The organism is Nonomuraea sp. NPDC049486 (assembly GCF_040676925.1).
In the GTDB taxonomy this organism is placed as follows: Bacteria; Actinomycetota; Actinomycetes; order Streptosporangiales; family Streptosporangiaceae; genus Nonomuraea; species Nonomuraea ferruginea.
In genome coordinates this window covers 390950-403163 of sequence record NZ_JBFAPV010000007.1, presented here as the reverse complement: position 1 = coordinate 403163, position 12214 = coordinate 390950, and the positions used below count along the sequence as shown (strand labels likewise).

The window sequence follows — 12214 nt, the reverse complement described above, 5'->3', positions numbered from 1 at the left end:
TGTAGCCGAGCTCGGCCAGCCGCCGCAGCGCGTGGGTCCGGGCGTCCCTGGCCTTGATGCCGCCGTTGAGCAGGCCGGCGAAGCCGACGATGCGCATCCCGCCGCCGTACTGGACCAGGTTGACCTGATGGGTGTCGCCCGGCTCGATGCGGACCGCGGTGCCCGCCGGGATGTCGAGGTGCATGCCGTACGCCTTCTCGCGGTCGAAGCTGAGCGCCCGGTTGGCCTCGAAGAAGTGGAAGTGCGACCCGACCTGGACGGCCCGGTCCCCGGTGTTGCGCACGGTGAGCGTGACCGTGGCCCGGCCGGTGTTGATCTCGATGGGGTCGTCGGCGTAGACGACCCTGTCCATGTCCGTCATGACGAACCGGTCCCTTCTGGTCGGGCGGCGGTCAGCCGCCGATCGGGTCGTGGCAGGAAACGAGCTTGGAGCCGTCCTTGAACGACGCCTCGACCTGCATCAGCTTGAGCATTTCGCGCACTCCCGGCATGACGTCGCCGGCGCCGAGCACGTTCTTGCCGAGCTCCATGCACTCGGCGACGGTCTTGCCCTCGCGGGCCGCTTCCAGGACGGCGGCGCTGATCAGGGCCACCGCCTCGCTGTAGTTCAGCTTGAGACCGCGATCCCGCCGTTTGGCCGCCAGATCGGCGACCACGTAGATCAACAGTTTGTCCATCTCGCGAGGGGCGAGGTTCATCAGCTCTCCTTAGGTAGGACTGCGCCGCAGGCCGGAGAACGCCGGCACTGCCGCCAGGAAGATCCAGGTGACGATGACGAAAGGCCAGGTCAGGGTGTGTCCGCCGACGGGCTTGAAGAAGTCGGTGACGAACGCCGTGAGCACGGTCGCCGCTACCGCCCCGGCCACCGCGTACAGCACGCCGAGCCGGGACAGGACGACGAACGTGCCGGTCAGGGCGATACCGGTGAGCACCGCGTTGTAGCCGTACAGTCCGGCGCCGATGTCGGCGGCGGGCGCGCCGAGCACGATCGCCACCACGATGCCGACGGCGCTGGCGAGGAGCGCGGACAGGGCCACGAGCCGGCCGGCGAACGCCAGGCCGATCAGGAAGATGAGCCCGACGTACCACTTGCTCTGGAAGAACACCTGGCCGACCCCGTTGAACAGGCCCTGCCACAGGTCGGTGAACGTCAGCTCGCGCCCGGGATAGGCGGCCGACGGCGGCGGCGCCATGCTGCGCCCCCTCCAGATCCGCTCGAAGGCCGGGGCGCCGATCACCATGATCGTGGTGACCGCGCAGAACGGCGCGGTGAAGGTCGGCAGGTTGTACGGGCCGAGCAGCGCGACGAGCGCCGAGGTCAGCACGCTTCCCATGATCGCGCCGATGATCACCAGCAGCACGGTCACCCAGCGGACGTCGAAGTACAGCACCAGCGCGACGCCGATCAGCGTCCCGTTGAAGCCCTCCAGCCCGCCGGTCACCCGATCGGACGAAACGCCGAGCACCACGGCGGTGAGCGTGGCGACGGCGGCGCCGAGCAGGCCGAAGACCCCGAACTGCCAGCCGCCGACGAACAGCGCGACGATGAAGCACAGAGCCGTCCGGTAATCGACCTGGAAATCGACCTGGCTGACACCGCGGACTATCGCGGGCGGCAGCTCGGAAGCCTTGACGTTCAATGCCCGCCCCTGTTCTCCGGTTCCAAAGATTCAACGAGCCGCAGCATTCCCTGGCGCGTACCCGCTAAAGCGCAAATGCCATTAGCTGGACAATCATCAGAAAATGCCACCTAACTCTTTAACCGCGATCAACCCGCGACGGCTCTGCCGAGCAGATAGCAGAGGCTCACCGCGACGAGACCCGCCACGACGTTCATGCCGATGTTGATCAGCCCCTTGCCGGTCGAGCCGGACGAGAGCAGCTTGTACGTGTCGGTGCTGAACGTGCTGAACGTGGTGAGCGCACCGCAGAAGCCGGTGCCGATCAGCGACAGCACGGCGTGAGGCAGCGCGTCGACCGAGGAGAGCCCCATCAGGAAGCCGAGGATGGCCGAGCCGATGACGTTGACGGTCAGCGTCCCCCACGGCAGGGCCGACCCGAACCTCCTCTTGACGGAGGAGTCGACCAGGTAGCGGGTCGGCGCGCCGACCAGGCCGCCGATGAAGACGGCGAGGACCGTGATCATTTCCGGCTCCCTCCCAGCGTGATGCCGGCCCAGACGGCCAGGAGTCCCAGCCCGACGCTGAGCACGAGGTAGACGGCGGCCCAGCCGGGCGAGCCGCCCACCGTCAGCTCCCTGACCCCGTCGACGAAGTGCGAGAACGTGGTGAAGCCGCCCAGGAAGCCGGTGCCGAGCAGCATCTTCACCGGCTGGCGGTGCAGCGGGTGGCGGGTCAGCTCGCCGGTGAGCAGGCCCATCAGCAGGCAGCCCACGGTGTTGACGATCAGCGTCGGCCAGGGCAGCGGGTGGGAGGCGCCCAGCAGCGCCTCGGTGAGCAGGTACCGGGCGACCGCGCCGAAGCCGCCGCCGACCGCGACGAACACCAGGGCGCGCCCCACGCGCGGGGCGTCGGCCATCATTCCTCCTTGCCGAGTTGCATGTCGGAGCCGGCGAGCTGCTCGGCCTCGGTTTCCCGCATGCGCAGGAACCGGTCCACGACCTTGCCGATCACCCAGGTGACGACGAAGGAGTAGATGGCCACCGCGATGACCGCGACGATCTGCTTGAGCAGCAGCGTGATCGATCCCCCGTACAGCAGGCCCTTGGTGGTGCTGGCGGTGGCACCGGTGGCGAACAGGCCGATGAGAACGGTGCCGACGACGCCGCCCGCGCCGTGCACGCCCACCACGTCGAGGGTGTCGTCGTAGCCGAGGACGAGCTTCCAGGTCACGGCGAACGACACCACGACGGCGGCGACGATGCCGATGACCAGCGCGCCCTCGACGTTGACGAAGGCGCAGGACGGGGTGATGGCGACGAGCCCCGCGAGCGCGCCGGTGGCGGAGCCGAGCCGGGTGAAGTGCCGGTACTGGAACCACTCGATGACCAGCCAGGTGAGCATGCCGGCGGCTCCGGCGATCATGGTGCTCAGGAACGCGGTGACCGCGGTCCTGCCGTCGGCCATGGCCGAGCCGGCGTTGAAGCCGAACCAGCCGAACCAGAGCAGGGCGAGACCCAGCATGACCAGGGGGATGTTGCTCGGCTGGGGCGGCTCCTTCCTGCGGAACCTGACGCCTGGGCCGAGCGCGATGGCGAGGGCCAGCCCCGCCATGCCGGAGTTCAGCTCGACGACCAGTCCGCCGGCGAAGTCGAGCACCCCCCACTTGTTGATCCACCCGGCCGGGTCGAACACCCAGTGCGCGATCGGGAAGTACACCAGCGTCACCCAGACGACGGAGAACACCACCCACGGCCCGAGCCGCGTCCGGCCGGCGACGGACCCGCTGATCAGCGCGACGGTGATGATCGCGAAGGTGAGCTGGAAGAGCGCGAAGGCGTACGTGGGCACCCGGCCGTGCAGCATGCCGGGCGCGATGTCGGAGAACCGCAGGTCGCCGAAGCCGATCAGCCCCACGCCGCCCACGTCAGGGCCGAACACCAGCCCGTAGCCGTAGGCGAACCACACGATCGTCACCAGTGAGATCGAGACGAAGCTCATGAAGATGATGCTCAGGACGTTCTGCGCGCGGACCATGCCCCCGTAGAAGAAGGCCAGTCCGGGGGTCATGAGCAGCACCATGGCGGTGCTGACGAGTACCCACGCGGAGTCTCCGGTGTTCAGACCTGGCGGCATCGCTCGACCTCGTTTCTTTTCCTGCTTCTCCAGGAGTGATCAGAGAAGTGCGGATCAAAACCGAGGATGGGGGCGCTTTTGCCATTTCCTTTCGAAATTAGACTCGCTATCAGGAACCCGAAAAATCGGGATAAATGCGGGAATTTGACGCTCCGGATGATCTACGGCGGCGGCGAGTGCGTACTTTTCCACACTCCTGCCGTTGAACTCGGCGGCGCGGCCGGCCGTACCAAGCCACAGAGAACAGCGAAAGGGTCAAGATGCACAAGCGCACCCTCGTGGCTCCCGGCCTGGCCGCCGCCACTGCTCTGATCGCCACCTCGCTCAGCCCGGTCTCGGCGCAGGCCACCACCCCCGTCTACCTGGCGGCGGCGCTCAAAGGCGCCAACGAGGTGCCCGCCAAGGGAGGGAAGGCCGGCGACCCCGACGGCGACGCCCTCGCCGTGTTCAGGATCCACGGTCAGCGCGTCGACTACGCCATCAGATGGCACGGCGTGGCCGCGCCCAGCGGGTTCCACATCCACCGGGGCCAGAAGGGACAGAACGGCCCCGTCACCGTGCCGTTCTTCGGCCAGGCGCTGCCCGCCACGCTGCACGCCGTCAAGGGCACCGTCCGGGTGAAGGATCTCGGGCTGCTGCGCCGTATCATCACCAACCCCGGCAACTGGTACGCCAACCTGCACAACGCCCAGTTCGCCGCCGGAGCCGTACGGGCGCAGCTCTACCGGATCCATCCGGTGGAGCTGGAGTCGGTGCTCTCGCACGGGTTCGGCAAGACGCTCACCACCCAGGCGAACGGCCGCCAGGAGGTGCCGGCGCCCGGCACGAAGTCCGGCGACCGCGACGGGCGCGCCGGATGGCTGGTGCAGCCGGAGGGCAAGCGCGTCTGGTTCGCCACCGCGTGGAAGCGGATCGGCGCACCGGTCGCCGCGCACATCCACCGCGCCCCGAAGGGCAGGAACGGACCCGTGGTGGTGCCCTTCTTCGCCGCGGAGAAGGGCCTACCGGCGGGGGTCAACGGCGTCGCGGGCAGCGTGCCCACCCCCGCGGCGACGGGCCGCCGCATCTGGAACAACCCGAAGAACTGGTACGTCAACCTGCACAACAAGCAGTTCCCCGGCGGCGCCGTCCGCGGCCAGCTCTACCGCGGCGACTGGTGACCCGTCAGGGTCTCAGCCGGACGCGGCGGTCGAGGACTGCGTCATCCGGTAGTGCGACGGCGGGACGCCGTAGCGGTCGACGAACGCCTGGCGCAGGGTCTCGGCGGTGCCGAACCCGCATCTCGCCGCCACCACGGCCACCGGCAGGGACGTGGCCGCCAGCAGGTGGGCGGCCGCTTCGGTGCGGGCCTGCCTGATGAACCTGCCGGGCGTCAGGCCCGCGTGCTTGAGGAACAGCCGGGTCAGGTGACGCTCGCTCACGCCCGCGCCGGCGGCCAGCGTGGTCGTGGTCAGATCGCCGTCCAGGTTGGCGACGATGTGGCTCATGACGCGCTCGACCAGGCCGTTGCCGGGCGGGGGCGCGGCGGTGAACATGCTCATCTGGGCCTGGTTGCCGGGCCGCTGCATGTAGGTGACGAGGTTGCGGGCGACCCGCCGGGCCACCTCCGGGCCGTGGTCCTCCTCGACGAAGGCGAGGGTGAGGTCGAGGGCGCTGGTGACCCCGGCCGAGGTGGCGATCTCGCCGTCGCGGACGAAGATCGGATCGGGATCGACCGAGACCTTCGGGTACTTCGTGGCCAGATGCCGCGCCCACTCCCAGTGGGTGGTGACGCGCCGCCCGTCGAGCAGCCCCGCCGCCGCCAGGATCTCCGCCCCCGTGCAGACCGACGCGACCCGCCGGCTCTCCCTGGCCAGGCGGCGTACGTGGGCGAGGATCCGCGGGTTGTCCGCCGCCGCCATGCAGCCGATGCCGCCGGTGACGACCAGCGTGTCGAGCGGGCCCTTGACCTGTTCGAGCGCCTCGTGGGCCTGCAGGGTCAGGCCGCTGGCGCAGGTGACGGGATGGCCGCCGGGACTGGCCATGACCATCCGGTAGGCGGGCGCGGCTCCGTACCAGTTCGCGCTCTGCAGCGTCGAGGTCACGCAGGCGATGTCGAGCAGCTGCGCGTCGGGATAGCCGACGACGACGACACGACGCTCGTGCATGAGAAGACTGTACGGCGTGCGGGCCGTGAGCGGAGGACCCCGGCGGCGGTCAGATCATCCGGGGCCGGGGCGGTGGTCGGTGGGCAGGGGCGCGGGAAGCAGCTTGCCGAACGGGACGGCGCGCATGGCGCGCAGGCGTTCGGCGGCGCGAAGGTGGCCGTGTCCCGCGGCGAGCCTGTAGTAGGCCCTGGCGATGTCGAGCTTGGACGGGCCCTCCTGCTCGTAGGCCCGGCCGTAGGCGAAGGCCAGATCCGCCGCCAGGTCGATCGGCGGCCGGTGACGGTCGAAGGCCTCGGCGCCGGGATGACGCCGCTGCACCGCGACGTAGGCCCAGTGCCGGGACTCCGCGACCTCGCCCAGCAGCGCCTTGATGATCGCCAGACGGTAGGCGGGCTCGGAGTCGCCCTCGGCCGCCCGGCGGACCAGGTACGCGACCATCCTGGAGGTGCGCCGGTCGGCCTCCTCCGCGGGCGTCCGGTAGAGGTCGTACGTGCCGGTCGTGTGCGTGCGGGGCTCGTACGCGCCGCCGGCCTGCGCGCGGGGCTCCTTCCTGGCGGCGAGCCAGCGGGCCTGCCACTGCGGCACGGTGCCGAGGGGGGCCACCGGCAGGCCGGTCTGCTCGGCGTGGCGATGACAGACCGTGACGAAGGAGGAGACCAGCTCCCAGTCAGGGAGGCGTTCCCGCTTGCCGTTGAGTATGTCGCTGAGCGTGCTCGTGGGCAGTTCCTTGGGGATGCCCGGCGCGCGCGACAGCCGGTTCATCCGGCCATAGCTCGGCTGCCCGGCCGCTTCCCGCAGCTCTATGAGCTGGGCTATGAAGGCGTGGTGCTCGCCCTTATGCGTTTCAGTCATCGTCCTTGAAAGTGTCGAGCGGATCAGGTTGTCGCCATATTTGCAGAAAAAATCTCGCAGTTTGGACGGTTTTCCGATATCCATCTATTTCGGCATCAACGGCCACTTTCATTGATCTCCGGCGCAGCCGTACCAGGTGTGGTACCGCTGGTCAGACGGCCGATGGGATCGTCTTAGGTGGCTGATTTCCGGATAAGTCCGGAACAAGCCGGACGACCTCGTACGATCGCGGAAGTTTGCCCCCGGGGACGCTTCGTTGTCGATCTCGTCCGGCTCTGTCCGGGCATGTTTGCACCACTGGCCGGCGCCTTTCCCGGAGCCGCACCATGGGTCGCGTCCACCGCCGCCCTCCGGGAGGCCAGCGCCCCCATGCCGCTTCTCACGGCTCGCCCCTCAAGCATCACGTACCGCGCCGACGCTCCCTGCCCGGCGGACGAGCACCTGCTGGTCACCCTCCTGACGACCTGGGTGCTCGCGACCGGGCGCACACCTCCTGCCGTGCGCCCGGAAGAGATGACCCCCGAAGAGCTCATCGACTTCTGGGCCGACGACCGCGCCTGAAGAAAGAGGACCGATGTTCACCACCTGCCAGTTGCTCACGCTCACCGTGACGATCATGATCGCCGCGATCACCTGCGCGCTCTTCCTGGCCACCGGCGCGCCCTGGCCGGCCGCCCTGCTCGGCGGCGGCGGGGCGGGCGGGGCGACGCTGGTGGCCCTGCCCAAACTGCTGAACAGGCTCGACCCGTGACGCGTGAGAGATCCGCCTTTCCCGGGAGCTGTCCTGCTACGGTTTAGCCGCTCATTGGACACATAAGGGGATATATGTTCGGCATTGTCCGCCCATGCCGGCACGTCATGTGCGAGGGACTCTTCGCGGACTGGATGGGCCATCTGTGCGGGCTCTGCCTGGCGCTCCGTGACGAGCACGGGCACCTGTCCCGCCTGGTGACCAACTACGACGGCCTGCTCGTGTCCGTCCTCACCGAGGCCCAGTCCCCCGCGTCCGCGCCGCGCCGGCGGGCGGGCGCGTGCGCGCTGCGCGGCTTCAAGGGCGCCGACGTGGTGGAGGCCGAAGGGGTGCGGCTGGCGGCCTCGGTGTCGCTGCTGCTGGCGGCGGGCAAGGTACGCGACCACGTGGCGGACGGGGACGGCGTGTACGCCCGCCGTCCGGTGGCCGCCGGAGCCACCCGGCTGGCGAGCCGCTGGTCCTCGGCGGGCACGGCCATGGCGGGCACGCTCGGGTTCGACCCAGCCCCGCTGACGGCGGCGGCCAGCCGCCAGGCCCTCCTGGAACGCGCGCCCGCCCGCGCCCTGCGTGAGCTGACCGGGCCCACCGAGGACGCCGTGGCCGCCGCCTTCGGGCACACGGCGGTGCTCACGGGGAAGCCGCACAACCGGGCGGCCCTGGAGGCGGCCGGGCGCGGGTTCGGCAGGCTGGCCCACCTGATCGACGCGGTGGAGGACCTGGCCGACGACAAAGCGTCCGGCGCGTACAACCCGCTCGCCGCCACCGGCACCGGCCTGCGCGAGGCCCGCCGCCACTGCGACGCCGCCCGCGCCGACGTCCGCGCGGCGGTCACCGAGCTGGACCTGCCGCACCCCTCCCTGGCACGCGCCCTCCTGGTACGGGAGACCGGCCGAGCCGTCTCCCGAGCCTTCGCCATCGCGGAGGGCAGTGAAGCACAGCCCCACCACGCCGCAGACGACCGTGCGGGAAGCCATCACGCGGGGAACCACCTCGCGGGAGACCACCGCGCCGGGCGCTTGTCCGGGCGGGCGCCTGAGACGCCGCCCGGTGATCCCGGGGCGCCGCCGGGCAAGCGTCCGCCGAAGCGGGATCCCGGAGGGTTGCTGTCCTCGTTGTGTGCCGCGCTGACCTGCTGCACGTGCGGGTTGTACCGGCCCGCGTGGGACGAGGACCATGAGAGTTCCTGCTGCCAGCGCTTCGACTGCTCGGGCTGGGACGCCTGCGGCAACTGCGGCGAATGTTGCAATTGCTGCAACTGCTGCGGCGGAGACGGGTGCTCCTGCGACTGCTGATCCCTCGTAGGGAACTTGACACTGCATGCTGCTCTATTGCATCTTGCAATATAGAAGGAGGCAGTATGAGACTGTTAGTGATCGGGGCGACGGGCCGTACCGGTGCGCACGTCCTGGAGCAGGGTGTCGCGCGCGGCCACGAGGTGACGGCGTTCACCCGGAAACCGGAGCTCCTGAAGGGGCGCGAGGGCCTGCGCGCCGTCGTGACCGGGGACGCGACCGACCTGCCCGCCGTGCGCGAGGCCGTGGCGGGCCAGGACGCCGTCATCTCGGCGGTGGGCACGAGCGGCATCGCGAGGACGCTGATCGCCGCGATGCGCGAGACCGGCGTGCGCAGGGTGGTGATGACCAGCAGCCGCTCCATCCCCGCCACCCGCCCCCGCCTCGCCGTCGGCCTGGCCTGGCTGTTCTTCCGATCGGCCTACGTGGACCTGGCGCGGGCCGAGGGCATGCTGGAGGTCTCCGGCCTCGACTGGACGATCGTCCGCGCCACCATGCTGACCGGCAAACCCGCCAACGGCCGGCTGCACGTCGACTTCGAGGCCAACGCCACCGGCGGCGAGGCCACGCTGCCCCGCGCCGACTACGCGACGGCGCTCCTGGACGCGGCCGAGGACGACGCCATGATCGGCAGGACGCCGGGCGTGTGCGGCGCCCGGGCCTGAACCGGACCCACCATCGGCAGCTTGCCGGTCGGCTCGACGTCGCCGAACAGCACGTCGGCGACCCCCTGCCCCTCGGTGCCCGGCAGCCAGGCGGCGACCAGCGCGTCCCAGCCGGACAGGTGCTCGGCGACGTCCAGCGGGCGGCCGGACACCAGCACCACCACGAGGGGGATGCCGGCCGTGCCGCCGTCGCCGATGTAGTGCTTGGCGGTGGCCAGCACGGACGGGGTCCCGTCCTGCAGGCCGGTGACCAGTGTGGCCATCGAGGCGGCCAGTTCCGGCGTCTCGCCGAAGGACTCGTACGTCCTGCCCCACCGGTCGTCGCGGGCCACGCACAGGCACGGGGCGAAGTTCCAGCCGGTGCCGGTCCCGGCCATCTCCTCGGCCACGGCCCGGCCGATCCGCTGGACCAGGGCGGGGTCGCGGGTGGCGTCGAGCCCGATGTTGTGCGGGAAGATCGTGGCCCCGTGGACGTTGTTGTGCCCGTGCACGGCGTCGACCCCGTACAGGATGGGGATGCCGAGCGGGGTGGCCAGCTCCGCGTTCTGGAACCTGTCGTACATGTCCGCCCAGGCAGCCGGAGTGTTGGTGACGGCGCGGACCCGCCGCCCGACAGCACGGACCCGAGGCGGTAGGCGGTGACGTCGGCGGGCGCGGGAGCGGTCCAGCCAGGGCGTACCACAGGCCCGATGGAGTGAAACTTTCACCCTTCCCTAACAAGATCGCGCCATGTATGGTCAAGCCGTTGCCGAAAGAAAGTTTCACCCACGGAGGATCGATGGGCAAGAAGCTTCACCTGCTGGCCGTTCCGATCGCGGCCGTCGCCATGGCCGCACTCACCAGCCTTCCCGCACAGGCCGCCGACGGCTACGACCGGTGCCAGCCGGGGAACTACTGCATGTTCTCCGGCCTCGACGGCACCGGTGACATCATCCAGATCACCGCCGACACCCCCGACCTCGCGGCGCTGGGCATGGCCAACCGCGCCAACTCCGACTGGAACCGTACGAGCTCCCTCGTCCACCTCTACTCCGGGGCGAACTACACCGGCTGCACGGCCGTGACCCGCGCCGGCTCCAAGGGCAACTTCTTCGCCACCTACCGCGAGTTCTTCGAGTCCGTCCGCATCGGCGGCCCCAACGGCCCGTCGTGCGGCACGCCGCCCGGCGAGGACTCCCCCACCGTCTCTACGAGATGACCGGCTCTTCGAGATGACGGCCGCGCCCCCGGCCGGCGAACGGCCGGGGGCGTCGCTCAGCGGATGAAGCGGTCGACGTAGTCGGCGCCCAGCCCCACCTCGGCGTAGTGGCGGCGGGCGTTCTCGATCTTGGAGAAGACGTCCTCCACGCCGGTGGGGTTGCCGTCCGGGTCGACGTAGATGTACGCGCCCGTGACGTGGAACAGGGTCCGCATCTCCTCGACGCCCTCGGGGACTTCGAGGGTGTGGATGTCGCCCGGCGGCTCGAAGGCGTAGCTGCCCTCCTCGGCCCACCAGTCGTGCTCCAGGTAGTGCCAGCGGCCCCGGAGCGTCGTCGCGTGGACGGGGCCGGCGTGGCGGTGGCGCGACAGGATGCCGGACCTCCTGACCCGCAGGATGTTGACGAAGTAGCCCTGGGTCGCGCTGAGCAGGAGCGGCCTGAAGGTCACGTCGGGCGCCTGCGGCACCCAGAGGCGCTCGTCGCACTCGACGTCCAGCGCGCCGAGCTCGACGAGGTCGTCCACGGTGTTCGGCAGGAGGGGGCCGCGGTAGGGGATCGCGGCTTCGTCGCGGATCCTGCCGGCGTCCGGAGTGTCCGTCATGATGGTCGGTCCTTTCTCGATCGGCGCAGGCGGGAACGCCGCCGGTGCTCCCGTACGGGAGCCGGCGCCGGAAGGGTCGTGCTATCGGTGGTTGTCGGACGGCAGGGGCTTGCCCCACCAGGCGGCGGGCCGGGCCCAGCCCAGGTCTCGCGACGCCCGCTCGGCGGCCTCGACGGTGAGCTCGGCCAGCCGGTTGGCGGGGTCGAGTATGACGTCGCGCAGGCCGCTCACGGACAGGGCGCCCTCGAGTTCGTTGCGGAAGTTGAACACCGGGGCGCCGACGGCGGCGATGCCCGGGGTGACGTTCTGGTCGGAGACGGCGTAGCCGCGCTGGCGCGTGACCTTGACCTCTTCGTTGATCTCGGCCGCGGTGGGCCCGTCCTTCGAGCCGTTCTCCGCGAAGTCGAGCAGCCACTCCCGATAGACGTCCTCGGGAGAGAACGCCAGGATCGCCATCGGCCCGGCGCCCAGGTGGAGCGGCATGGAGCCGCCCAGCTGCAGGGCCAGGCTCTGCACCCGGCGGCCGTCGAGGCGCTCCACGCAGACGGCGTCGAGACCGCGCCGGATGCACAGGAAGACCGTCTCGCCGCTCTCGTCGTGGAGGTGCTGCATGTGCGGCAGGGCCGCACGGCGCACGTCCATCCGGCGGACCGCGCCGGAGCCGAGACGGAACAGGTGCAGGCCGATCCCCCACTGACCGCGGGTGCCTGACTCGACCCAGCCGAGGGAGGCGAGGTTGCGCAGCAGCCGGTGGATGGTGCTGCGCGGCTCCCCCAGGGTCTCGGCGAGCTCCGCCGCGCTGACCCACTCGCGCTGGGCGAGGATCTCCAGGATGGCGGACGCCTTGTCGAGCAGGCCGACCGGCTCCCCGTCACTGGTGGAGGGGGTGCCTGGCGAAGCCTGTCCTCTCATGGAACAACCCTATCTTGGTGGTCGCGTGACAATAGTCGGA

At 70.3% G+C, this 12214-nt stretch carries 16 protein-coding genes and 1 pseudogene; 6 read left to right on the top strand and 11 right to left on the bottom strand.

What is annotated here, in order from left to right:
- Window positions 1–55 precede the first annotated feature (55 nt).
- The 6 genes and pseudogenes from AB0K05_RS22845 to AB0K05_RS22820 all read right to left on the bottom strand — a co-directional run.
- A pseudogene (locus tag AB0K05_RS22845) lies at window positions 56–352 on the bottom strand (urease subunit beta); the annotation flags it as partial.
- Between the two features lie 40 nt (window positions 353–392).
- Entirely contained in the window at window positions 393–698 is a 306-nt protein-coding gene (locus AB0K05_RS22840; RefSeq protein WP_219543880.1) for an urease subunit gamma, read from the bottom strand.
- Between the two features lie 9 nt (window positions 699–707).
- Window positions 708–1640, bottom strand: coding sequence for an urea transporter (locus AB0K05_RS22835; RefSeq protein WP_364231397.1), 933 nt, complete (start codon window positions 1638–1640; stop codon window positions 708–710).
- A 128-nt stretch (window positions 1641–1768) separates the two neighbouring features.
- The gene (crcB, locus tag AB0K05_RS22830) at window positions 1769–2146 is read right to left on the bottom strand and encodes a fluoride efflux transporter CrcB (protein WP_271278020.1); all 378 of its coding nucleotides are present in this window, start codon (window positions 2144–2146) and stop codon (window positions 1769–1771) included.
- A complete protein-coding gene (gene crcB / locus AB0K05_RS22825; protein WP_364231393.1) occupies window positions 2143–2538 on the bottom strand; it encodes a fluoride efflux transporter CrcB in 396 nt (131 codons plus the stop codon). Before crcB (AB0K05_RS22825) ends, crcB (AB0K05_RS22830) begins: the two co-directional genes overlap by 4 nt.
- Window positions 2538–3755: an ammonium transporter gene (locus AB0K05_RS22820; RefSeq protein ID WP_219543876.1), complete on the bottom strand. Its 1218-nt coding sequence runs from the start codon at window positions 3753–3755 to the stop codon at window positions 2538–2540. Before AB0K05_RS22820 ends, crcB (AB0K05_RS22825) begins: the two co-directional genes overlap by 1 nt.
- 260 nt (window positions 3756–4015) lie before the next feature.
- Between AB0K05_RS22820 and AB0K05_RS22815 the strand changes: the two genes are divergently transcribed.
- Complete coding sequence (locus AB0K05_RS22815) at window positions 4016–4915, top strand: CHRD domain-containing protein (RefSeq protein WP_364231390.1); 900 nt, start codon at window positions 4016–4018, stop codon at window positions 4913–4915.
- 12 nt (window positions 4916–4927) lie between these two features.
- Here AB0K05_RS22815 and AB0K05_RS22810 read toward each other — a convergent pair whose 3' ends face one another.
- Together AB0K05_RS22810 and AB0K05_RS22805 are read right to left on the bottom strand one after the other, a co-directional pair.
- Window positions 4928–5902, bottom strand: coding sequence for a GlxA family transcriptional regulator (locus AB0K05_RS22810; RefSeq protein WP_271278022.1), 975 nt, complete (start codon window positions 5900–5902; stop codon window positions 4928–4930).
- Between the two features lie 54 nt (window positions 5903–5956).
- Window positions 5957–6754, bottom strand: coding sequence for a hypothetical protein (locus AB0K05_RS22805; protein ID WP_364231386.1), 798 nt, complete (start codon window positions 6752–6754; stop codon window positions 5957–5959).
- A 369-nt stretch (window positions 6755–7123) separates the two neighbouring features.
- On the opposite strand from AB0K05_RS22805, the gene AB0K05_RS22800 reads away from it, so the two are divergent.
- The 4 genes from AB0K05_RS22800 (at window position 7124) to AB0K05_RS22785 (ending at window position 9462) form a co-directional block, all read left to right on the top strand.
- Window positions 7124–7315 carry a hypothetical protein gene (locus tag AB0K05_RS22800; RefSeq protein ID WP_187280989.1) on the top strand — a complete coding sequence of 64 codons (192 nt, stop codon included), beginning with the start codon at window positions 7124–7126 and terminating at the stop codon, window positions 7313–7315.
- A 13-nt stretch (window positions 7316–7328) separates the two neighbouring features.
- The gene (locus AB0K05_RS22795) at window positions 7329–7505 is read left to right on the top strand and encodes a hypothetical protein (protein ID WP_219543872.1); all 177 of its coding nucleotides are present in this window, start codon (window positions 7329–7331) and stop codon (window positions 7503–7505) included.
- Window positions 7506–7579: 74 nt separating this feature from the next.
- Window positions 7580–8797 carry a DUF5685 family protein gene (locus tag AB0K05_RS22790; RefSeq protein ID WP_364231382.1) on the top strand — a complete coding sequence of 406 codons (1218 nt, stop codon included), beginning with the start codon at window positions 7580–7582 and terminating at the stop codon, window positions 8795–8797.
- A gap of 65 nt (window positions 8798–8862) precedes the next feature.
- Window positions 8863–9462 carry an NAD(P)H-binding protein gene (locus tag AB0K05_RS22785; RefSeq protein ID WP_364231379.1) on the top strand — a complete coding sequence of 200 codons (600 nt, stop codon included), beginning with the start codon at window positions 8863–8865 and terminating at the stop codon, window positions 9460–9462.
- On the opposite strand, the gene AB0K05_RS22780 is transcribed toward AB0K05_RS22785, so the two are convergent.
- Window positions 9381–10025: a glycoside hydrolase family 3 N-terminal domain-containing protein gene (locus tag AB0K05_RS22780; RefSeq protein ID WP_364231376.1), complete on the bottom strand. Its 645-nt coding sequence runs from the start codon at window positions 10023–10025 to the stop codon at window positions 9381–9383. The genes AB0K05_RS22785 and AB0K05_RS22780 overlap by 82 nt on opposite strands.
- Window positions 10026–10240: 215 nt before the next feature.
- Between AB0K05_RS22780 and AB0K05_RS22775 the strand changes: the two genes are divergently transcribed.
- Window positions 10241–10660, top strand: coding sequence for a peptidase inhibitor family I36 protein (locus AB0K05_RS22775; protein ID WP_364231373.1), 420 nt, complete (start codon window positions 10241–10243; stop codon window positions 10658–10660).
- A 56-nt stretch (window positions 10661–10716) separates the two neighbouring features.
- Here AB0K05_RS22775 and AB0K05_RS22770 read toward each other — a convergent pair whose 3' ends face one another.
- The gene (locus AB0K05_RS22770; protein WP_148029722.1) at window positions 10717–11262 is read right to left on the bottom strand and encodes a 2,4'-dihydroxyacetophenone dioxygenase family protein; all 546 of its coding nucleotides are present in this window, start codon (window positions 11260–11262) and stop codon (window positions 10717–10719) included.
- 81 nt (window positions 11263–11343) lie between these two features.
- Entirely contained in the window at window positions 11344–12174 is an 831-nt protein-coding gene (locus AB0K05_RS22765; protein WP_148029721.1) for an IclR family transcriptional regulator, read from the bottom strand.
- Window positions 12175–12214 lie beyond the last annotated feature (40 nt).

What these genes read in the sequence shown, in the direction of transcription:
- AB0K05_RS22840 (WP_219543880.1), bottom strand. Translation starts at nt 698, where the DNA reads ATGAACCTCGCCCCTCGCGAGATGGACAAACTGTTGATCTACGTGGTC.
- crcB (WP_271278020.1), bottom strand. Translation starts at nt 2,146, where the DNA reads ATGATCACGGTCCTCGCCGTCTTCATCGGCGGCCTGGTCGGCGCGCCG.
- crcB (WP_364231393.1), bottom strand. Translation starts at nt 2,538, where the DNA reads ATGGCCGACGCCCCGCGCGTGGGGCGCGCCCTGGTGTTCGTCGCGGTC.
- AB0K05_RS22820 (WP_219543876.1), bottom strand. Translation starts at nt 3,755, where the DNA reads ATGCCGCCAGGTCTGAACACCGGAGACTCCGCGTGGGTACTCGTCAGC.
- AB0K05_RS22815 (WP_364231390.1), top strand. Translation starts at nt 4,016, where the DNA reads ATGCACAAGCGCACCCTCGTGGCTCCCGGCCTGGCCGCCGCCACTGCT.
- AB0K05_RS22810 (WP_271278022.1), bottom strand. Translation starts at nt 5,902, where the DNA reads ATGCACGAGCGTCGTGTCGTCGTCGTCGGCTATCCCGACGCGCAGCTG.
- AB0K05_RS22805 (WP_364231386.1), bottom strand. Translation starts at nt 6,754, where the DNA reads ATGACTGAAACGCATAAGGGCGAGCACCACGCCTTCATAGCCCAGCTC.
- AB0K05_RS22800 (WP_187280989.1), top strand. Translation starts at nt 7,124, where the DNA reads ATGCCGCTTCTCACGGCTCGCCCCTCAAGCATCACGTACCGCGCCGAC.
- AB0K05_RS22795 (WP_219543872.1), top strand. Translation starts at nt 7,329, where the DNA reads ATGTTCACCACCTGCCAGTTGCTCACGCTCACCGTGACGATCATGATC.
- AB0K05_RS22790 (WP_364231382.1), top strand. Translation starts at nt 7,580, where the DNA reads ATGTTCGGCATTGTCCGCCCATGCCGGCACGTCATGTGCGAGGGACTC.
- AB0K05_RS22785 (WP_364231379.1), top strand. Translation starts at nt 8,863, where the DNA reads ATGAGACTGTTAGTGATCGGGGCGACGGGCCGTACCGGTGCGCACGTC.
- AB0K05_RS22780 (WP_364231376.1), bottom strand. Translation starts at nt 10,025, where the DNA reads ATGTACGACAGGTTCCAGAACGCGGAGCTGGCCACCCCGCTCGGCATC.
- AB0K05_RS22775 (WP_364231373.1), top strand. Translation starts at nt 10,241, where the DNA reads ATGGGCAAGAAGCTTCACCTGCTGGCCGTTCCGATCGCGGCCGTCGCC.
- AB0K05_RS22770 (WP_148029722.1), bottom strand. Translation starts at nt 11,262, where the DNA reads ATGACGGACACTCCGGACGCCGGCAGGATCCGCGACGAAGCCGCGATC.
- AB0K05_RS22765 (WP_148029721.1), bottom strand. Translation starts at nt 12,174, where the DNA reads ATGAGAGGACAGGCTTCGCCAGGCACCCCCTCCACCAGTGACGGGGAG.